24 protein-coding genes are annotated in these 21,465 nt (G+C 43.8%); 1 reads left to right on the forward strand and 23 read right to left on the reverse strand.

Annotated features, from left to right (window positions below):
• Positions 1-88: 88 nt before the first annotated feature.
• The 21 genes from fecE to vsple_RS20750 all read right to left on the reverse strand — a co-directional run bounded on the left by fecE (position 89) and on the right by vsple_RS20750 (position 18,021).
• Positions 89-853, reverse strand: coding sequence for a Fe(3+) dicitrate ABC transporter ATP-binding protein FecE (gene fecE / locus vsple_RS20650; RefSeq protein WP_261884281.1), 765 nt, complete (start codon positions 851-853; stop codon positions 89-91).
• A 2-nt stretch (positions 854-855) separates the two neighbouring features.
• A complete protein-coding gene (locus vsple_RS20655; protein ID WP_261884282.1) occupies positions 856-1,827 on the reverse strand; it encodes a FecCD family ABC transporter permease in 972 nt (323 codons plus the stop codon).
• Positions 1,827-2,861 (reverse strand): FecCD family ABC transporter permease, encoded by a 1,035-nt coding sequence (locus vsple_RS20660; protein WP_261884283.1) that lies wholly within the window; start codon positions 2,859-2,861, stop codon positions 1,827-1,829. Before vsple_RS20660 ends, vsple_RS20655 begins: the two co-directional genes overlap by 1 nt.
• Positions 2,858-3,796, reverse strand: coding sequence for a Fe(3+) dicitrate ABC transporter substrate-binding protein (locus vsple_RS20665; protein WP_261884284.1), 939 nt, complete (start codon positions 3,794-3,796; stop codon positions 2,858-2,860). Before vsple_RS20665 ends, vsple_RS20660 begins: the two co-directional genes overlap by 4 nt.
• An 87-nt stretch (positions 3,797-3,883) precedes the next feature.
• Entirely contained in the window at positions 3,884-6,040 is a 2,157-nt protein-coding gene (locus vsple_RS20670; protein WP_261884285.1) for a TonB-dependent receptor family protein, read from the reverse strand.
• Positions 6,041-6,184: 144 nt separating this feature from the next.
• Positions 6,185-8,221: a TonB-dependent receptor gene (locus vsple_RS20675; protein WP_261884286.1), complete on the reverse strand. Its 2,037-nt coding sequence runs from the start codon at positions 8,219-8,221 to the stop codon at positions 6,185-6,187.
• Positions 8,222-8,549: 328 nt separating this feature from the next.
• Complete coding sequence (locus tag vsple_RS20680; protein WP_261884344.1) at positions 8,550-8,966, reverse strand: GNAT family N-acetyltransferase; 417 nt, start codon at positions 8,964-8,966, stop codon at positions 8,550-8,552.
• Positions 8,967-9,090: 124 nt separating this feature from the next.
• Positions 9,091-10,056 (reverse strand): D-2-hydroxyacid dehydrogenase family protein, encoded by a 966-nt coding sequence (locus vsple_RS20685; RefSeq protein WP_261884287.1) that lies wholly within the window; start codon positions 10,054-10,056, stop codon positions 9,091-9,093.
• 171 nt (positions 10,057-10,227) lie between these two features.
• On the reverse strand, positions 10,228-10,725 hold the full coding sequence (locus vsple_RS20690; RefSeq protein ID WP_261884288.1) for a GNAT family N-acetyltransferase: 498 nt from the start codon (positions 10,723-10,725) through the stop codon (positions 10,228-10,230).
• Positions 10,726-10,738: 13 nt separating this feature from the next.
• Positions 10,739-11,152, reverse strand: coding sequence for a GNAT family N-acetyltransferase (locus vsple_RS20695; protein WP_261884289.1), 414 nt, complete (start codon positions 11,150-11,152; stop codon positions 10,739-10,741).
• Positions 11,153-11,233: 81 nt separating this feature from the next.
• Positions 11,234-11,770, reverse strand: a complete 537-nt coding sequence (locus vsple_RS20700) for a GNAT family N-acetyltransferase (RefSeq protein ID WP_261884290.1) — start codon at positions 11,768-11,770, stop codon at positions 11,234-11,236.
• On the reverse strand, positions 11,763-12,326 hold the full coding sequence (locus vsple_RS20705; protein ID WP_261884345.1) for a nucleotidyltransferase family protein: 564 nt from the start codon (positions 12,324-12,326) through the stop codon (positions 11,763-11,765). Before vsple_RS20705 ends, vsple_RS20700 begins: the two co-directional genes overlap by 8 nt.
• Positions 12,327-12,365: 39 nt before the next feature.
• On the reverse strand, positions 12,366-12,959 hold the full coding sequence (locus vsple_RS20710) for a class I SAM-dependent methyltransferase (RefSeq protein ID WP_261884291.1): 594 nt from the start codon (positions 12,957-12,959) through the stop codon (positions 12,366-12,368).
• A gap of 88 nt (positions 12,960-13,047) precedes the next feature.
• A complete protein-coding gene (locus vsple_RS20715; protein WP_261884292.1) occupies positions 13,048-13,563 on the reverse strand; it encodes a P-loop NTPase family protein in 516 nt (171 codons plus the stop codon).
• A 241-nt stretch (positions 13,564-13,804) separates the two neighbouring features.
• Complete coding sequence (locus tag vsple_RS20720) at positions 13,805-14,254, reverse strand: YHS domain-containing (seleno)protein (RefSeq protein WP_261884293.1); 450 nt, start codon at positions 14,252-14,254, stop codon at positions 13,805-13,807.
• Positions 14,255-14,330: 76 nt separating this feature from the next.
• The gene (locus tag vsple_RS20725; protein WP_420833829.1) at positions 14,331-14,723 is read right to left on the reverse strand and encodes a lysozyme inhibitor LprI family protein; all 393 of its coding nucleotides are present in this window, start codon (positions 14,721-14,723) and stop codon (positions 14,331-14,333) included.
• Between the two features lie 54 nt (positions 14,724-14,777).
• Positions 14,778-15,257 (reverse strand): GNAT family N-acetyltransferase, encoded by a 480-nt coding sequence (locus vsple_RS20730; RefSeq protein WP_261884295.1) that lies wholly within the window; start codon positions 15,255-15,257, stop codon positions 14,778-14,780.
• A gap of 35 nt (positions 15,258-15,292) precedes the next feature.
• Positions 15,293-15,706: a VOC family protein gene (locus vsple_RS20735; protein WP_261884296.1), complete on the reverse strand. Its 414-nt coding sequence runs from the start codon at positions 15,704-15,706 to the stop codon at positions 15,293-15,295.
• Between the two features lie 111 nt (positions 15,707-15,817).
• Positions 15,818-16,399 carry an HD domain-containing protein gene (locus vsple_RS20740; RefSeq protein WP_261884346.1) on the reverse strand — a complete coding sequence of 194 codons (582 nt, stop codon included), beginning with the start codon at positions 16,397-16,399 and terminating at the stop codon, positions 15,818-15,820.
• A 72-nt stretch (positions 16,400-16,471) separates the two neighbouring features.
• Positions 16,472-16,975, reverse strand: coding sequence for a YgjV family protein (locus vsple_RS20745; RefSeq protein ID WP_261884297.1), 504 nt, complete (start codon positions 16,973-16,975; stop codon positions 16,472-16,474).
• A 287-nt stretch (positions 16,976-17,262) separates the two neighbouring features.
• Positions 17,263-18,021, reverse strand: a complete 759-nt coding sequence (locus vsple_RS20750; RefSeq protein WP_261884298.1) for a nucleotidyltransferase domain-containing protein — start codon at positions 18,019-18,021, stop codon at positions 17,263-17,265.
• Between the two features lie 341 nt (positions 18,022-18,362).
• Here vsple_RS20750 and vsple_RS20755 point away from each other — a divergent pair, with 341 nt between their 5' ends.
• Positions 18,363-19,529, forward strand: a complete 1,167-nt coding sequence (locus tag vsple_RS20755) for a hypothetical protein (protein ID WP_261884299.1) — start codon at positions 18,363-18,365, stop codon at positions 19,527-19,529.
• 268 nt (positions 19,530-19,797) lie between these two features.
• On the opposite strand, the gene vsple_RS20760 is transcribed toward vsple_RS20755, so the two are convergent.
• Together vsple_RS20760 and vsple_RS20765 are read right to left on the reverse strand one after the other, a co-directional pair.
• The gene (locus vsple_RS20760; protein WP_261884300.1) at positions 19,798-20,625 is read right to left on the reverse strand and encodes an alpha/beta hydrolase; all 828 of its coding nucleotides are present in this window, start codon (positions 20,623-20,625) and stop codon (positions 19,798-19,800) included.
• Positions 20,626-21,429, reverse strand: a complete 804-nt coding sequence (locus tag vsple_RS20765) for a TrmB family transcriptional regulator (RefSeq protein WP_261884301.1) — start codon at positions 21,427-21,429, stop codon at positions 20,626-20,628.
• Positions 21,430-21,465 lie beyond the last annotated feature (36 nt).

Below are 21,465 nucleotides of genomic sequence, written 5' to 3' on the forward strand. Positions count from 1 at the left end.
TTCCCAACCCAGAGCTTCGAGAGACAACGCAAACAAATCATCTGGTTTGGGAATGCCAGTCTTATAACAATGAAAAGTCGAACAACAGCTAGAGCGCCACGCACATTGGGGTATTTGAAATCGGATCGCGGAAAACTTTCGCATTCAAATCAAAAACATCGTCAAGCAACGCCTCCGTTATCACATGATCAGGAGCCCCTTCAACCACAACACGGCCCTGCTTTAAGACCACTAAATGATCGCAGTAACGACACGCTTGATTCAGGTCGTGGAGCACGACAACCACCGTTTTACCTTTGTCATTCATTTTTTGCATTAAACTCATTAGCTCGACTTGATGAGACATATCTAAATATGTAGTAGGCTCATCAAGCATTACGATGTCCGTATCTTGTGCAATCACCATTGCGATCCATGCTCTCTGCCTTTGACCTCCGGACAAAGATTCAACCGGCTGGTCAGCATACTCACGTACACCTGTATCACGCATTGCTTGTTCGACAATGATTTGATCGTCTTTACCTAACTTTCCCCAATGTGAAACATAAGGTGAACGGCCATACTCCACCAATTTTCTAACGGTAATACCTTCTGGACTAACTAGAATTTGTGGCAAAAGTGACAAAGAACGCGCGAGCACTTTATCGCCATAACTTGATAGCGGTTTACCTTCAAACAGCACCTGCCCTGACATTGGTTTATTAATTCTTACCAAAGTTTTTAACAAGGTTGACTTACCACATCCATTGGGGCCTATTAGCGCGGTAATCTTCCCTTTAGGGATTGAAACCGTGAGGTTTGGGATGATCGTTTTTTTGCCGTATGCAACCGAAAGATTTTGCGTTTTTAGCATGGTTACCAACCTCGATAACGATGAAGAAGAAAAATGAAATAAGGTGCACCAATCACTGACGTAAGCACGCCAGCTGGCAACTCTGTTGGAGGGTTCAAGCCCCTAGCTAACGCATCTGCAACAGTCACTAAAGTGGCCCCAAGTAAAGCCGATGCCGGAATTAACAATTTATGATTATGCCCAAACAATAAGCGGGCTAAGTGCGGAGCCAATAATCCAACGAAACTGATCGTTCCTGCCACTGAAACGCTGACGCTCGCAAGTAAGACAGCCGCCAACAATGCAAGAATCTGAATCTGTTTCGGCTTAATGCCCAATGTAGTCGCACTTTCCTCACCCAACCCTAACACGTCCAAACGCCAAGCAAGCCAAAGTGCCAATGGCAGTAGTAAAACCAACGCTCCCCAAATAAATGGAACTTGCTGCCAATTCCTCCCCCAAAGACTCCCTGTTAACCACACCATAGCGGTGTTGATCTCAATTGGGTTCGTGACGAGTAAGAAGTCAATACAACTTGCTAGAAACGCGCTCACCGCAATACCGATCAGTGCCAGTTTGGCCGGTGTTGGTTTAGACCACCACGCCAAGAAAGCAATCAATCCAGCTGCAACCACACCGCCGAACATCGCAAATATCGGAAGTAAACTCACTGATGCATTAGGTGACCACACCAAACTCGCGGTAGCAGCCAGGCCAGCTCCAGCGCTAATTCCCATCAGATCAGGAGACGCTAGGGGATTGCGTATTACCCCTTGTACTAACACGCCTGAAAGACCTAACCCTGCCCCCACGCTGACCGCGAGTAACATACGTGGTAACCGATACTGCTGTATAACAAAATCATCACTAGAAAAAGCGATTAGGTTCTGTATCACTTGAATACTAGAGACTGATGCTGCCCCAACAAACAAACCAGAAAAGGCTATCAATATGAGTAACCCAAGCAACAACCATACTTTCGCGTTATGATGCATTAAGACTTCCTCGTCGCAATGAGAATAAAACAAGGCGTCCCTATCAAAGCGGTAATGACACCCACGGGCGTTTCAGTCGGAAAAGCAATCGCTCTTGATAAGGCATCTGACCAAGATACCAACGCAGCCCCCGCCATGGCGGAAACAGGTATCAACACATAGTAGTTGTACCCAAGCATAGGTCTGACTAGATGAGGAACTAGCAACCCGACAAAACCAATCGGTCCAGCAATAGCAACACTTGCACCAGCCAACAAAACGATGGTCACACTACAAATAAATCTAGTAAGACGGATATTGCTGCCCAGCCCAACCGCTACTTCTTCACCAAGCGCAAGTAGATTGAGATTACGCGCCAGACTCATCGCTAGCCCTAACCCGATCATTGCAGGCGGCCACAGCACTTGCCATTGATCATCGTCCACGGTAGATAAAGAGCCAGTAAGCCAATGCAACACGCTATAAGCCATGTCATCAGCAAGAATCAGTGCGGCTCGAGTCAACCCGATTAACAATGCTGTAATGGCAATCCCCGCCAAAACCAAACGCAATGGATGGGAACGAGCAGAAAAAAAACCGCCGAGAATCATCACAGCACCACCACTTAACGAAGCTCCGATAACGGCATTGAGAATTGGATTCAGCTCACTGATAATAGGCACACCTATCGCCGCTAAAGCCATAAAACAGGCCGCACCAGAATTAATCCCAAGAATAGAAGGAGATGCGAGAGGGTTTCGTGTTAACCCCTGCATCAGTAGGCCTGAGACGGCTAAACTCGCTCCAATTAATAACCCAGCGTAAGCTCTTGGTGCTCTTAGAGTCGCGAAGATTTGATGAGTCATGTTGCTCGTATCAAACGAAAACCAGTAACCTATTAAATCAGTCAAAGTTAGGGAAAAGCTAGACCACCCGAGCATTGAGGCCGCATAGCCAGATAGCATCAAACACAACACTAACAAGGTAAATACAGCGGCTCGCCACGGCAACATTAGCAGATTTCGCCCACTTCTAGAGATCAACATTGCTCTCATGATCGATCCAGAATCTGTTCTAGATTTTTTGCCATCTGCTCAGCCGCTAACATGCCACGATTTAACGACCAAAGGGCTGGCGAAACTTCAACAACTTGCTTGTTTTTTGCTGAAGTAAGCAGGTCAAACAGAGGGTTTTTCTGCCAATCATTGACTACATTAGGGTGAGAATAAGCCCCTAAAAGTAACCAGTCAGGGTTGGTCTTCAACAACAATTCAAAGCTAGTTGGCAAATATGCCTTTTCAGTGGACTCCTCAATTGGACTCGCAATACCTAATGTCGTCAGCACGCCTCCAGCATAAGACGCAGGGCTATGCAGCCACATTCCTTTATCTGACACGACAGCAAACTGTATGGTTTGCTTTAGAGAGAATCGGCTCTTGAAATCAAGCATAGATTGTTGATGCTGTTTAATTCTTTGCTCCATAACTGATTGCTTATCAAGAGCAACACCAATCTTGACCGCTGACTCTAAGTTTTCGTGATAAGTTTCACCTCGGCTTTTTAGTAGTAATGTCGGCGCAATTCGCTGTAGATCTTGATAAACAGTACGGTGACGTTCAGCATCTGCGATAATCAAATCAGGCTTTAGAATAGCGATAGCTTCTAAACTAGGTTGAGATCGCATACCAACAGACTGCCAAGGATCCACTAGCTCTCGTACCGCAGGAATCACACGTGTCGCGTCATTGTCATCAGCGACACCAACAGGGGAAACGCCTACCGCCGCTAATGCATCTACAAATGAGAACTCTAGTACAACGATTCGCTGTGGTGTAGCACTAATTTCGAACTGACCTTGTTCATCTTGAATCACCCTTGTTATTGCAAAGCTAGAGAATGAGATTAAGCACGCCAACAAAGCGAAACCTACACATAAACTATTGATTGCGCATCGTGCGTTCGTCGAAACCGATTGAGAGTCATTTCTCATATTAAATTATCCTCTAACGCTAAAACTGTGAAAGCCGCCAAGAGTATTGGCGACTTTTATTTGTATTGAATTTCAATAAATTATCGATTAGAACTGGTAATTCAGATCCAAGGTGTAAGAGCGACCTGGGGCTGGGTAACGACCCACCGGACTCGTATCAATACCGCGGAAGTAATAATCCTCATCAAACAAATTATTGACCGCAAAGTTGACGCGCAGTTTGCTATCCTCGTCCTTATATAAATCGGAGCCAAGATTCAAGTTCCATACCATGTAAGCTGGTACTTTTCCTCTTATACCAAGGGGATCTTCAGTACTGGTGTTGGCGTTGTCAGAGTATGATTCACTGAAGTAGTAACCAGACAAAGTCGTATCTAAGTTGCTAAATGCGTAAGTTGCATCCCAGCTAAATTGATGTTTAGAGGTATAAGGAAGTTGATTCCCCTTGTTGTCTCCCTCTTCTTCAATCGTCGCATCTAAATAGTTATATCCTGCACCTAAGCTCAGAGCCTGAAGTGAACTAGGAGTATAACGACTTGAAATCTCGACACCTTGGTGAAGTGTTTTTCCTATGTTTTCAAAAGTTCGAGTTGGGACTTGATACTGCAACTGATCTTCAAAATCGATTCTATAAAACGCGATATTGAAGCTAGTCGTATCCAAATTATAACGAGCACCTAGCTCATAATTCCATGCAAGCTCACTACCCTCTTTACCTTTACCGCGAACGTAAGCAATTTGCGGTGCTCGTAATGATTTCTGCGCATTGGTGTAACCCACCCATTGCTCTGACAGGTGATAAGCCACTGTCAGTCCCGGCAACCACTCAGTCACTTTATTGTCTGTGTTCTGATCGGTGCCTAGATCTTTAAATGCCATACCTATCGATTCATAGCGAATACCAGGTGTGACCTTTAAGGCATCATTAAACAATCCAACTTCGTTGCTGACATACCCAGCGAATGCGTCTGTATCTAAGTGCCAATCACGTTTCGTTTCCGTCGCGCCACCAGCAATCGGTGTCTGTGTAAGCTTGTAATCAATATCTTCATTGACATAGCGTGCACCAACTATCCAATTTTGCGTTATCGTATTGCCATCAAAGTACATCGCAAGTTTAGGTTCAACACCAAAAACCTTGAATGCACGAGGTGATGTACGAATGTCAGTCGAAGGCTGAGTAGGATCAGACCATTGCTCTCCCGGAGTGCGAATGTAACCCCACTGGAATAAGCGTTCAGAACGATGCCCAAAGGTCAGTATTTCTAACTCTGCGCTATCAGCAATATTCAAATCATGTAAGTACTTTAGGCTCCAACGCGTCGACTCACCTTGGTATTCATCATACGGCCGCTTGGATTGGGTGCGATCATCTTCATAGTCATCAGGCGCTAAAGCACCAGGCATTTGGGTATCAGCGTCATAACGCTGCACGAAAGCTTGCAACTCTTGAGTATCGCTGAGTAACCACTGCAGTTTCGCTTGGAAGTTCTTAACGTCCGTGTCGGAATGTTCGCGGAAACTTTCGCCTTTTAAAAAGTTGCCCTCTACTTGAAGCGCAAGAGTATCAGTAAGCCAACCGCCCGTACGCAGGTAAAAATCATTTAAAGGTGTATCCCCATCTTCGAAAACGGTCAAACGATTGCTGACTTCCGTTTGCCATTTATGGGGAATAGGTTTGGTGACTAAGTTAATCACACCACCTACGTTGTTTGGTCCATATTGAACAGCCGCACCGCCGCGCACAATATCGATACGATCAAGCATTGAAAGTGTCGCTGGGAAAATCGATTGTCCTGTATGACCATAAGGCGCAAGTGTGAGTGGTACGCCATCCATCAGAAATTGCGCATGACCACTGCGACTCGCCTTTAAGCCACGTACTGAAATATTAGGTAGTACACCAGTACCCGTTTCGTCCTGAACTTTAATTCCAGGAACACTTTGAAATGCCGAATCAATCGAAAGTGCCCCGGTTTTCTTAATTTGTTGTTGCGTAAGTACGGTACGAGCGCCTGGGTACTCTTTAACATCTTCTAAGTCAGAATTGCCGATGATACTGCCCATTACAACGACCGTTTCCATCGTCGTGGTTTGATCCTCAGTAGCGGCAAACGCGTTAGTCGCCGTTATAGAAGCAACGGCAACAGCCAGAATACTCAAACGCAATTTATGATGCGCTTGAGGTAGCGCACTCTGTTCTAATTTTTTATGTGGGTTACCATCCAAATTCTGGTAAAGCATGGAGATCTCCTAAGTACATAGGTTAGGGCCAAAGCTATATATTTCTTGAGCTTCTGCTCTGACCCTTGGGCTAAAATGACCTAAACTAAGGTCAACTATTCGCTAATTCGCGAAAATCAAAATAGCTATATAACGAGCTGGCTTTTAGAACTGGTAACCGTAGCTCAGCATGAATTCAGCTGGTGCACCGTAACCGATCTGATTAGTCCCAGATGTACCGTTGGTTGCTCCCAAAATGTATTTCTCGTCAAAGACGTTGTAAGCATTCGCCTGAACTTTATGACGGCCCGTAGTATATGCGGCCATTAGATCGACTGTAGTGTAGTCACCTAATGCGACGGCTTCGTTGTTGCCTGCATAACGATCGCCAACGTATTTAACACCGCCACCTAAGCGCCAGTTATCGTCTAGCTGGTAGGTGCTCCAAAGTGAGAACAAATGATCCGATACGTCATTGGGCTTTTTACCTGTATCTTTGTCTTCCGCATCAAGATAGCTGTAACCAACCGATACATCCCACTGAGCTGTAATTTGGCCACGTGCTTCAAGTTCAATACCTTGGTGACGCGCTTCAATCTTATTAATCACATCGCCATTGGTATCAGTTTGAGGTTGTTCTTGATCAATCTGGAAGATCGCGGCATTTAGCATCAACGCATCATCTAGCAAGTAAGCTTTCGCGCCGACTTCTTTAAGGTCTGTATGGAAAAATTCCGCTAACTTTGGATTGATGTAGATACCAGAATAAGGTAGCTGCCAAGAACGAGCTAAGCTCGCATACACAGACATATCGTCAGTCAGACGGTAGACCAAACCACCACGGTAGCTCACTTTATTATCATCAAGGTTCTCTTTGGCAGAGCCCGCCTTTTGTTGCTCTAACTCCATAGCGTCGTAACGCACATTGCCTATTACCGAAAGATCACCAAAGGTATAAACGTCTTGAATGTAAACCCCTGTAGTTGTAGTTGTATTGTCTCGGAAAGGCTTGAAGCCAGGATCGGGCGTAGGGCCCACTACAGGGTTGTAAATGTCTTGAGATGGAAGCGTTTTGTCACTGGCTAGGACAAGGTCAATATTAATCTGGTTGAAATCCGCGCCTATCATCATCTGATTAGAATCGGTTTCCCAAACGAGTTCCGATTGCAATGTAGTTGTGGTACGTGGGTCGTAGCCAAAATTATTCACGGTTTGAGAGACTTGATCGCCTGTCACCGTTCCTTGACGAGTACCCTTTTGTTCCAGCTCAATATGGTTGTATGCTGCACGGTTTGTCCATACCCAGTCACTGTTTAGACGCCATTCATAATTCACCGCAACTCGAAGACTATCTGACTTTTGATAATCATTGGTCCCGCCATAAAAAGTGCTTTCAGAAACGTCGACTGGTTTACCATTTTTGGATGGAACACCACGATAAGGAACTAACTCTTGATGAGCATATTCGACATCGAGATCAATAGTGTGCCCGTCAGACGGCATCAATCGAACGGTAGGTGCAATAAAGAAATCATTTGAATCAACATGATCGACATAAGAATCGGCTTGACGGTACTCTACGTTGATACGGCCATTTACCTTGTCAGAAATTGCCATAGAGCTATCGAGCTGGCCTACAAATTGGCTATTGCTACCAACACTACCTTTAACACTGGTGAAGTTATCACCATTGGCTCGTTTAGTGACTAAATTGATAATGCCTCCAGCAGAACCTCGACCATAAAGCGCACCGGCTGGGCCTTTGACAACTTCAACACGCTCAATATTCGCTAGACTTCGATAAGACTGTAGTGTGCCATCATCACGCATTCCATCACGATACGTATCATTAAGTGCATCAAAGCCTCGGATAACAAATTGGTCTCGACTCCCTTCCCCAAGAGTGTTGTTTACGCCCGCAACACCATCAAGCGCATCGACCAAACGTACCGCGCCTCGGTCCTCCATTTCAGTCTTGGTAACCACTGATACGGCTTGTGGTACATCTAGCCATTCGACATCCGTTTTAGTGCCAGACTGAGGCATATGCTCAGCATACCCTTCGTATTGATGTCCGATAACTTGAACGGTTTCGTCCACTTTGGCTTGTTCCGCTGCCATAACATTTGTCATACCAGCAGCCACAGTGAGTGCACCTCCAATTGCGAGAGCAAGAGGAGATAAGCTCAATCTCTTATCCATTTTCTAATTCCGTTTTAATTTATAAATCCAAACCGGAGCGAATGAAAACAAATATCATTTATATTTGCAATATATATTTTATGATCTATACAAGCGTTAGACATTCAACATATCTATTAATAATATTATAAATAAAACAATGAGATAGAGCATACTTCCCCAAAGAACACCGGAAGCAGCGACTTAGAGACAAGTTGTGAGAAGAACGCGGCAAAATTTTATAAATTAGACAATCTCAATGAAATCGACCATACCTATCGTAAGCTATGTCTTGCGTGATGCTGTCGTTCATAGCTTTGCATCGACAGCAAAAGAAATGCGTCTACACCTAGATGTTGCCTACGTTTGATGCGTTAAATGAAAACATACGTATTTCATCTCGTGGATGCCAGCCAATATTTTCATAAAACGCTTGTGCATTCAGGTTGTCGTTGATGACAAACAAGTGGGTTTTAGCAATCCCTATGGATGATAAGGCGTCCACTGCGTTTGATATCAGCTTTGCGCCTAAGCCCTGCCCACGGCAAGCCTTCGATACCGCTAAATGTTGGATATAACCACGACGACCGTCTGTTCCCACCAATATCGCCCCTACGATCTGCTCCCCTTCCAAAGCAACAAAACTCAGGTTTGGGTTACGCTCGAGATACTTTCCGATGTTTTCTTCCGAGTCCGCTTCTCTTAATTGCATACCTTCCGTTTCAGACCAAAGGTTCATGACCTGCTGATAGTCTGAGATGTCCATTTCTCGTAACACGACTTGTTTCCTTACTTAAACCTAAACACCTTAAAAAGTGCCAAATATAATGAATCTATTAACGCTCGATTTATTCATGGTTAAGTTATTCATACTTAATCATACCGACCCGTTAATCACATGCTTCTCCAAGCGCTTCGTTCTCGGAAATGTACGACACAAGATTTTCGAACGCTATTTTAAAATAAAGCTCGTAGCTTCCTTGCTCTACATATCCTAAATGAGGGGTCGCTGTAACGTTAGGTAGAGAAAGCAAAGGCTCTGTACTTTTAGTTGCGGGCTCACAATCAAAAACATCGACAGCCGCTCGTTTGCTCGGATTGGATTTGAGTTCCTTGAACAGCGCATCAGTCTCGACAAGCTCTGAACGGCTGGTATTCACAAACAAGGAATCTGACTTCATTGATCTTAGATCTTCAGCCGTAACACACCCTCGCGTTACCTCATTCAAACGAAGATGGAGAGACAGAACATCCACTTGCAGAAAGAAGGCGCGTTTGGATTCAGAGGCCTCAAAGCCGTGTGATTTTGCCAAGTCTCGCGAAGCTTGGCTTCCCCATACTACGACTGACATTTCAAACGCTTTCGCATATTGAGCGATTCTTTGCCCTATCTTCCCATAGCCCCAAATACCCAGTTTCAACCCTTTCAAGGTTCGCCCTAGCCCTAAGCTACCTGAACTTTGCCACTGGTCATTTGCAAGATTCGAAGTGTAGCTAGGTATATGTCGGCTTGCTGCCATTATTAGAGCCCAACAGAGTTCTGAAGGGGCAACTGGCGAGCCTCTCCCCTCTAGTACCTTGACTCCGTATTTTTCGCAAAGCTGCACATCGATATGATTGCTCACTTTGCCCGTTTGACTGATCACTTCAAGGTTCGGGAGTTTGGATAAGAGTGATTCCGTTATCTGGGTACGTTCTCGAATAAGAACTAGAGCTTGGACATTCGCCAACTTCTCAACCAATTCTTGTTCTGAGTAGGTCTCATTGAAGACTGTGACATCTTGCCCTTCTAACAAACCAAAACAATCAAGATCTTGAACTGCGTTTTGGTAATCATCTAATACTGCTATTTTCACGGTTTTCTCCTTATCGTTATAATTCTTTTTCTACTAACGCTAGCCACTGAGGGATATGGTTTTAATACCACTGTATATATTTTGATGCTTGAGCACTGCTTCTAGAGGTTGGACTGGTTGCAATTAAAATCTCGACTTTCCCTTTTTAACCAACTTCGAATCGATATCGAATTATTCGCTAAGCATCTTTTCTAACCACATCGAGCTTATGTATTCACCGTTCTTCTTTGCATATTCATTAAAGACGCCCACTTCTATAAAACCAAAACGCTTATGTAGCGCTATTGAAGCCTCATTCGGCAAAGCGACACCTGATAAAACCCGATGAACACCATGAGCTTGGATAGCGTCGAATAGTTTCTCATAAAGCTTGGAACCAACCCCTTTCCCTTGAATAAACGGCGCCAGGTAAACCGTCACCTCTACAGTCTCATCAAAGGCAGCCATTGCTCTGTATGGCTGGGAGCAAGCGAACCCTATAAGCTTACCGCTATCGATCGCTACATAGATTTGATGTCTACTATCTGGCTTAAACTGAGAGAACCAATCCAATCGATTGTCTACAGACAGCGGCGACTCCTCAAAGCGAGCATTAGAATGTTCAATGTAGTAATTGAAGATATCCGTAATGCTCGAAACATCATCTAACTTCCCGATTCTAATTTCCATTGTCTTACCCTACTTAAACGTTATTGGGTCTGAATTTCTTGGTCATACCTTGGCTAGATGGTGACACGAGCTTGTACCCTAGCTTTTCGTAAAAAAGGGGCTCATCAGCAATCATAGAGACATAAGAACCTTCTAACGCTACAGATGCTAGGTAGCCATCAATATACTCCATCACTTTCCTACCCAGCCCTAAACCCTGATATTGAGGATCAACGGCAACATCAACCACTTCTAAATTACACGCACCATCACCGACAACTCGTCCCATCGCTATCAACTTATCGGCATCTCGAATAGAGATCCCGTACAAACTGTTAGGCAGAGCGATAGTTGCTGCTTTGAGTGATTTAGGAGATAAGCCTGCTGCAACACGCATATCGCAAAATTCTTGAGGGTTAGGGACTTGCTGTTCATATACAAACGTCATCGTGTACTACTCCTTTTTTAAGATAGGATACACAACAACACTGTATATAAAAACAGTGTTGATGGATTATCTGAACTTTGATTAAAAATCACACCACTCACTGTGCAGTACAGCCATAATAACAGTGTCCCACCACTGCCCTTTAAAGAAGCGATGCTCTTTTAAATGCGCTTCTTTACGCATGCCTAAACGACGACAAAGGTTTATCGCAGCCAAGTTTCGGCTGATAGTCTCAGCATAAATACGATGAACACCCAATTTCTCAAAACCGAAATCAGCGAGCTTAAATGCCGCTTCTTGAGCGAACTGACTTCCTTGTGAAGCTCGAGAGAAAGCACAACCCATAGACGCTTGTCGATTTTGTTCTAATCGCAAACAAACCGTACCTATAAACTCATTGGTACTCTTAAGTTCAACAGCGAGTTGATAAGCTTGCCTTGGGCTTTCAGTTGACTGCGCCACAAATAGTTCAGTGAGCTGCCTATATTTGTTTGCATCACAATCATCTTCATCATAGAAACGTTGATACTTGGTATCTTGAGACATTGCGACAAAAGCATCTTGATCATCGAGTGTCATGTCTCTCAGAATCAGTCGCTCCGTTTCCAATTTAAACATCTTGCGACTCCTTTGCATTGCCATAAACCACTTTGAGAGATGGCCATAAGACGAGCCAGTTCTTTGCGTATACACGTTGTTCAAACAGCGAACGCGGTCTTTTCCGGTTATAACTAATGTGTCCGTTGAATAGAGATTCAAAACCAAAAGCGGAAACACACTCGTAATCACTGTTTGCCGTGACTCTAACACCAACAGCCGTTTCTTTTTCAGGCCAATAGCTCATCGCGTCCAGCGTGCTTTTATAAGGTTGGTCGTTGTTTCTGTGATGCATCAGAGCTTGGTTGCGAACCTGCCAATCGAACTGTGGCATTTGTGTGTTGAGCCAAGCTTCGTGCTTGAAACAGGCATTAGGGTCCATTTCATCATCGTCGAAATAGACAACGTCAATATCATTCAAAGGCGTTGGCTTAGTCTTGTTATGTAGGGCGTCCCAAACCAAATTCCGTAGAAACCCCGCGGCAATATAACACTGAGGCAATTCTAGCCTCTTAACACAGTGCAAAGCTTCTACTCGCATTGGATCTTGTTTCAAAAGGTGAACGATTTTATCCATATCTTTTAAGTTATTTAGACTCATAAACCTATGTTTAAATTAGCGTTTCACTGCTACTACTGAAAAGGTGTGCCAGTGCTTCATTCGTCCCAATGCGGTCTTTGCCATCTCATCCCTTTCATGGAACCTCAGAACTTCAAAACCGTCGAACAGGTCGCGCACTTCGGATTGTGTAAAAGAAGACGTCGGGCTCCGATAGTGGGTTGCCCAAGTGTCTTTCACACCCATGAAATCGCCAGCAAAAACACCCCCAATGTCAATACACGCGACGATCTTATGCCACGCAGACTCGAACTGAGAAGGGTCAGCGAAAAACAAACTAGAGTACGCGAGTACAATCCCAGCTTTCGGATATTGGAATTGTTCGAATGAAGCGTTAGTAACCTCGACTAAAGGGTTATCAGCAAACCGTTCTTCACATATCTCAATCGAGTCAGAATTAATATCAAAGCCATATACTCGGTAGCCATGCTGACTCAAAAATCCCATATCACTGCCCACACCACAACCGCAGTCAATTGCTACCTTTGATGTAGATTGATTAAGTGAACAGACAAATTCAGTCCGTTTTGAGTGTGGCTTAGCAAGCGCTTTCTCATAGTAATTGCGCCAAATCTCAGTGTTAGTGTCCATGTTCATCACTCCATTGAAAACTCTCCCGATGCCAGTAACGTAACACTTGGTCTAGGTTGGTAAATTCTAACATGAACAAAGTCCTTTATTATTGTGAGAGGTGAGCAAGTAGATTATTGAGTTCGGTTGTGCTCTTAACAACATGCAGTTGTTTACCTTCTGAGATCTGAGACAGTCGAGACATAAACTCATCATTCCAAAATCCCGGGCAGAGTTTAAGCATCTTGTAGCTATTGAGCGTACCTTTGATGACTGAACTGCCATCTGGCCACCCTTCTGGCTTTACAAACAACCCTTTCAGGCAGCGCTTAGTAACGAACCAGTAACTGACGAAATAAGGCAAATCGATGTAGATAAGGGTATCTGCAGATTCTAAGCGCTGATGGAATGCACCAAGAGGGCCAAGTCCATCGATTATCCACGCGTCTTCACGCAAGATCTTGTTATGAGCTTGGTTAAAAACGTCTTTGGAAACTGGCTCGCCATTCGCTTGATAGACGATAGAATCCAGTTGATGCAACGGTAAACCTGCCGATCGGCTTAATGCTTTACTGAAGGTAGATTTGCCACTACCGGGCTTACCAAAAACGGCGACTTTTTTCATGTGAGTTCCTCCAAGAATACGGCCCGGAAGATAGAAAAAGAAAACCCACCTTACCGGGTGGGTTAGCTTTTCTCAGTACAACAAAATCCCCACCATTCTTATAGAATGATGATAATTCGTTGATTGAGTGTTGTTCGATTACATTTCATACAGCCAATGTCATATAAATCTGAGTAAGTGTCAATTGAATTTATAAACTCAGATAATGATTAGTTGTTTCAGAAATTGATATTGGGTTAATTTACTCATTCAGCAATCTTGGCCAGTTGGCGTCTGCGTTTGCAATGTTTCCAGCGATATCACCCTGCCAAGTTTGCTGTACCGATTTACTGTAATTTAGGTAAAGCTTGCCATCGACAATATTCCAAGCTCGCGGGTCTATTTTGGCGGTATAGCCTTTACTCACCGCCCAAGCACAGTATCCACCATATTGAGGGGCGTATTGTTCCGGGTCCACTTTGAATAAATCGAGATGTCGTTGTGAGGAAAATCGCCATTCAGCGCCATTCCATTCATAGCGGTAATTATCGCTTCCTTCCACGGCTTGGCTTTGAGTGAAGTACGCTACAGGATCGTAACCTCTGATCGCCTTGCCGAAAAAGTCACTGTATACAGGTTCAAGAGCAAAAGAAGGGGCGGTAATCCCCAACCAAAAGACAAGTGTTAGAACAATTTTGGCAAAATACTTCATAACGTTTCTCCTTATGTTATCTATAAAGAGAGGATAAACGCAGCAAAAATTTCACAGTGCAAAGACCAAGAACGCACTAATCGTTGTTAACCATTGGCTCAGGTAAAACGGGCGGTGTGCTGTCCATATAAGTTAAGAAATTGGCCCAGATTTGATGGGTTCGCTCTTTGGTTAGCTCAGTTTTACAAGAAAGCGCCATAACCCCACGAATAGAACCATCTCGCCATTGCGTGTAGATAGCGTCACAATGAGCAGTCATATACGTCGACCAATCTTTCTGTGCTCGCTTAATCGCTTCTACCAAGGTTGGATCTCCAGCGTTATGTTCAAAGCTTGCTTGAAGATAAGTCTCTAATTGCTCTTCAGCGGTTTGTAACTCTATCGCTGCACATTGATTGATCTCGAAGGTGTTCATTGCGTTCTCACAATCGATTTCATCTTGTTGAGCGAGCGCAGTCATCGGCAGCATCGCCAAGGCAACGAGTAACACAGCTTTAGCTTTCATTTGATGTTCCTAAAGTTATTAATTGTAGTGTTTTTCCATTAGCAACAAATCCCACAACTCGCCATCAAAACTGCGCGTTCCAGACTCACGAGATGTCACCACGAAACCAAGAGATTCATAGCAACCTTTGGCAACGACATTTCGCTCAAACACAGCCAGCGTTAAAACCCGTGCCTTGTATTCTACTCGAGCTTTCTCAATGAGCTGTTTAAGCATGATCTTAGCCAGCCCCTGCCCTCGAAAATCGTTCGAGACAAACACTCGGCAAATACGATATTGAGAATCTGACACTTTGAGCAACTCAACATAACCCGCTTCCTCTCCATTTGAAATGAAGATAAATGGCAGCACCTCGGGTTTCACGCAATGGTGTTCGAGTTGATTTTGGTCTAATGGAAAATCAAAATTCGGACCGCCCCACTGATAGTTGAGCCATTCTGAATCTATCCAATGAATCAGGGTATCGTAGTCTTCCTGTCTAAATTTTCTCAGTTCCATCTCTACCTCCTGATTGCGGTCGACGGTTATTCCCGCTAGTTTCCGCTTAGATTTAGCTGCAGCAAATCCCACTTATTTCCGTACAGATCCTGAAACACAACCACAGTTCCATACTCTTCAACTCTAGGCTCTTCGTTAAACATCACACCCTTGGCTTTCATGGATTCATAATCACGCCAAAAGTCGTTGGTTTGAAGAAACAAAAACACGCGACCACCCATTTGGTTACCGATGGCTTGTGTTTGAGATTCGGTACTCGCTTGAGCAAGCAAAAGGTTGGTGCCGTTAGAATTGGGCGGAGCGACCTGTACCCAGCGTTTACCACCGCCTAAATCGGTATCTTCAACTAGCGTAAATTGAAGTTTCTGCGTATAGAACTCAATTGCATCGTCATAGTTTTCAACAACAAGGGCGATGTTTCCGATTTGCTGTTGTACTGGTTTCGTCATGGCGGCCTCTAAACTTAAAACACCGATTTTACATGACTCAACCCCTTACGAAAGCTCACAATGACATTCATAGGAGAATGATTGTGCTCTATCGAAGAGCTAACTGGATGACTAGGTTAGAATCCCATCGGAGATAGCTTGTAGTAGTTTAGCTTCGACACCTTCCCATATCTTCTCTCCACCAGCTGATATTCTTTGCTGGTTGAAGTTGAGAACCTTCTCTTTGGGAACATTATGCTTCTTCCAACCATAGCCATCGTCATTGATGTTGTGGAGAAGCGGAGGGATACGGTCGATGGCTTTTGCATATTTTGCATCGGCACTTTCACCAAGTTCAAATTCTTCCCACAGTGCCAGATATTCTTCACCTTGTCGGTTTGGCAGCATATCGAGCACTCGCTTGACGCCATTCCACTCTTTATTCTTTTGCTCTGCGGTTTCTGATTCATAAACGATTTTGTCGCCGGCATCGATCTCGCCCAGATCATGAATCAACAGCATTTTGATCACGCGATCGATGTTAATGGCCTCGTCAGCGTAGTCCTTTAACATCAAAGCACTAATACACACATGCCAACTGTGTTCGCCAGAGTTTTCGTGCCGCTTCAAGCCAACCGGTCTCGACTTTCTCAATACGCCTTTTAGTTTTTCAATTTCGACCATGAAATCGAGGATTTGAGTAACTTCTTTCAACATCTGACTCCTATCTTTTAGAGAACAAGCCCTATATTCAAAAATGGATGCCTACCAGAACCTTGCTGACAATTACGCCAATGCCGCACCCTTAATGTAATAACGATAATATCCAATTAAATTACTTGAGATAAAAAGGACTTCCATGACGACAGCCGTTGGCGATCCAACCAGGTAGTTATGAATAAGCCAAAGCGCGGTACCGATGATCATCAGCTCCCTTAAACGGCGGTCATCTTTATTGAAAGCGGCAACCGTTTGAAACAGAGAAGCAACACAACTCACAACACTGACTAGGCCAGTATAAGTGACCGAAGTAGAAATGATTGAAGCCCCACAAAATAGGTACTTCAATTTTGCCGAGGTAGAGAACACACTCACTAAATAGCGAACGGTGGCGATGAGCATTAGGCTCGCTGCCGTCCATTGCTCAAGCAAGATAAAATGGCTTGATATGAGAGTCCCAGCAAAAAAGAGACAAGTAACGATCTTTTTCCTCTCTTTGAATTGAAAGGACATCAGATCAAAACAGATCGCGATTGCGACCAGTATTTGAGACAAAACAAATGGTGTCACGTTACACTCCTTGTAAACAAAAAACTGCTGCGTAATTCACGCCCCAGAACCAAGACGCAATTCACCTGCATACGGCGTCCGACACTACTAGCTATTGGTATATATCTCAAATGTTTATTGCGCTACACGAGCTTCGATGTGTCCGCCGTCAATCAAGCACAAAACCAAGCACTCCTCTTTGCTGTTCGACAAGGTTACTCAGCAGCACATGGACGTTGTTTTTTGGAGCGATATCGCCACACAGACAACGGTCGCTGTTAATCGTTATCTAGTTTGATCTTCAGACGTCACTTAATTATCTTGCCACTTAATCGCTGGTAGAGCTCTATGGCATCTGCTTTTGACGTTAGCTTCCCACGTGCAAATAAGTACGCGAGTTCAATATCGTCTTGTTGATCAGGGTAATGCTTTTTCGCTGCTTGGGCGCATTGAGCTAAATCGATATACCAACTCCCGTCTTTTTCTGCGATAAAATAGTACGCTGCCCTTACTAATTTCTTACCGAGAATCTTCGCAACCGCTTTGTCGTCCATTTTAGAGAAGCTATCTGCCATTTGGCCCAAGAACGCGTGTAGATCTCCATTGAGTGCAAGAGCTATCTCTAACTTAGGCTGATGCTTAACGAATGAAACTGCTCTGTCATTACCCCATACACAGCAACAACAGTGTTTGAGCCAAAACTGCCAATGGTAAAACTCTTCTGTTTTTTGAATGGTATTGAGATAACCCGGATCTATATCTATCTTACTGATCTGTGGGTGAATATGGGGAACTGTCGTGCTTATCTCTTGAAATACTCGCTTTTCTAATTCCGTGATTGGCGTGTTGAGGATAATAGATATATCAAGATCTGAGCGACCTAACACGGCCTCTCCTCTTGGTACGCTACCATACAAATAAATCCCATCAATTTGCTCTGGGAGTCGCAATGTCAGTTGCTGCACCACGCTATCGACGACAGCTTTAAACTCTGGCTGAATCTTATCAACCGAATAATCATTGCGAATAAATCCCAGCTCATCGAGGCCTGTATCTTCGTTATGCATAGATTCCTTATCATTCAACGACGTGTTTGGTGCTTCAAGCATACCCAAAATTTTCCAATTTTAACTACAAGTTTTGAGTCACAGAGCGCAAGAACTTACTGACGCATTACGGCTAGGGTCGGTTTAAAAATCTATTGTGTGAAGATGGCCTTGATGTCGTTGATAAGGGTTTTGGTGTTAGCGCAGACAATCACATCAATGAAGACGCTCGCTTTGAAATGAGGACCATTTATCCGATGTAAAGAGGCTTAATGCAAGTAAGGTTACATTAGAATATTTAATTGAAAATGATATACATTTCAAATAATGTAATAACATTAAATACCAATAAGTTATAGATAATGACAAACGTCAAAAAGGCTTTACCTATTATATTCGCTGTCGGTGTCGGCTACGCCTCAAGTGCCTACTTTCATCATACTTCGTCACTAGATAACAAACCTGTAGAGGTTTCTACGACCAAAATACAGGCACAACCCGTCAAGATAATAGAAAGTAATGACGGCGCTTCAGCTAATGCGGAACGATTACCGAACCCTACTGAAACGTTCCCAAAATTTATCGAAGCAACCCTCGATGGCTATGGTTTTGATATGGTCAATCTGACGGAGCAGCAGTGGTCAGAATTCATAAGCCTATCGGCCATTGATTACTTTTCAGAGCGACTTAGTCCAGAAGTCGTGTTTTATATTGCAATGACTCTCAATGACCAAGAGCTGATAATCAAACTGATTAGTCAGGGTGTCGATATCGATAAGCGTGTAAAAATGCAAAACTTTCAATATCCGTTACGTTTTGCTGCAGTGAATTCAAACATCGAGTTATTCTCGCAGCTGGTCGATGCTTCACAAAATATTAACGCTAATATCTACAGTTCACTGATTCGAATGATCAGTCGTTCCAATCAAGAAGTGAGTGTTCAGCGTGAGAAAATTGATTATTTGATCTCGGCAGGCTACGAGCTCACTGATACATATAACCACATCATCCCTTTAGTCACTTTTGGTGGTGCAAACAATAACCCATATATTGCTGAGCAGCTCAGCAATCTCGACCCAAACCAAAAGGAAAAAGGCGGTCTGGTTTTATCAAATTTGATTGCTGCTGGAGCCCGTGACGATGTAGTGATGACAATGATAAACAAGCTAGATCGCAACTTAGATGAAGATGATGCTAGCAGTCTTATATTTGCGGCTCTGCGTTCAAGCGATATAACACAAGGTAATACGATAACAGCACTTTTGAATACCGGTATCGATCCCAACCTAATGGGGCCTGCTACAGTGCCCTTTGCTGCGACAGCATTTTTGCAAGCTGTTTCAGCCAAAAATGAAAAGAGCTTTGATCAAGCTATAGAGAAACTTGATGCCGTGGTGGCTGCTGGTGGGAAACTAACCAACGATAGAGTAACAATAGAACTCGTCAACCAAGCCATCGACAATTTCAAAAAGTCGAACGAAGAAACATACCCTAATAAATATCGAATTCTAGAAGCATACATCAAATAGTTTAGAGTTAGGCACTGCACCTAACTCTAAAAATCACTCTCCTCATTTTGGAGATGGGTCTTCGAACGTGAGACTGTTGAGGTTTATGGAGAGCACACTCCGGTGTTGAAGGTTGGTAAGCATACGTTGAGGCTGCTAGCGGGGACTATTCTTCGTCAGGTGACTTTTGCTGTACAAGACACGAATGAAGACGGGATTTAACATGATCAAATAGGCCACTCAAGATTTGAGTAGCCTATAAAAATATTAGCTAGATAAATGAGTCGGCTCAGCCAAACAAAAACTTAAGCATCTCTGGGTAACGTTTTGCCCAAGCTGACTCTGTGTGCAGCGCACCTTCATCAATTATGTATTTCAAATCGACATTCGCTTTATGCTGCAACATCTCGTTCGCCTCATTCGAACCATCTAAGTAGATCTTTTCAAATCCAATGCCACGACCACTGCTCTCTTCTGTACCCATATCCATGTAGATCTGAATACCTTGTGCAATATTAGTCTTATCTAAGTAAGCAAACATCTCTGGTTTGTTGAACCAGAACGCAGGAGAGAACACACCTGCTTTAGAGAACACATCTGGACGTTCGAAAATAGCAAAGATGCTAATAAAACCACCCATTGAGCTACCCGCAATTACGGTGTTATCGCGGTCAGGTTTGGTTTTATAATTCTGATCGATGTACGGCTTAAGCGTATCAGTGATAAAGCTGATGTATTGCGCGCCCTCACCACCAGAGTTGTACACCGATGGGTCCCAATCAGGCAAAACGAAATCTTGGTCCATCTTCCATGGTGAGTACTCGTACATACGACACAAGCCTTTGAACTCAACGCCGTTGTCGATACCAACCACAATCACTCCGTCACGCCCAGCAAAGAAGCCGTCAACGTTCTTGGGGATCTCCCAAGACGAGCCGCCAAAGCTGGTAGAGTTATCAAACAAGTTTTGACCGTCGTGCATATAGATAACCGGGTATGTCTTGTCATCTTGTGCATCGTAACCTTCTGGCAAATAAATACGGACGGTACGCTTACGCCCTACTTGAGGCATATCGAACTGTTCAATTACTTGGTAGCGTTCTGGAGCGAGTTGCATTTATTTTTCCTTATCTCTCTCGGCAGCATCCAACGCCATTTCATTGGTTTGTTCATGAATGGTGTTGATCTTGAACTGAAGTTTTGGATTCTGAAGAATGTACTCAGTCAGATAAATATCGTTATGGATGTGCTCTGCCGTTATTTTTGTTAGCAAACGATTATTGGTGTAAAGGCCTAAGCTCTGCTCACGATGAGAAAAACTTAGAGCAAATTTCATGTCGGTTACCATCATAAAGCGATGTGAAGGGTAATCTGTCTCTTCAACATCAATACGGTAATAACGCTCAATTTTTTGATTTGGCAACGCGATCTTGTTGAAAGAGAACGCAATGATACGAACGCCACGATCAATCGCTGTATTGAGTTCTTTTGCAAGGATAGATAAGTCGAAGTCACAGTTTAAGTAAACTTCTAACTCAGCCTGCTCAAGCATCTCACGAGCCTTGTCCATTAGGTTGTCATAGCCGGTTACGCTATACACAAACTCTTTCTCTTCTTGTAGCATCATGCGCGACAGTTCTTTTTTCAGAACAGAGATGTTTTCAACTGTCTTTTTCTCAATCTGGCTAAAGATTAGCTCTGGCGATTTTGCTTCGTATTCTTTCGTATCACCATCAGATAAGAAGATGTAACCATTGTTATATAGGTTATCAATCGACGAATAGACTGAAGAACGCGATAACGAGATATCCTTTGCGATCTTGTAGCCACTGCCTTTGCCATTTTTTAGAAGATTCATGTAGACCAAAGCATCGGTCTTGGTAAAGCCGAAATCCATCAGCTTGTCGATCAAATCTGACACGGGTTTCCCTCGAAAACTATTCACTTCAACCCCTTA

The organism is Vibrio pelagius, assembly GCF_024347575.1.
GTDB lineage: Bacteria > Pseudomonadota > Gammaproteobacteria > Enterobacterales > Vibrionaceae > Vibrio > Vibrio pelagius.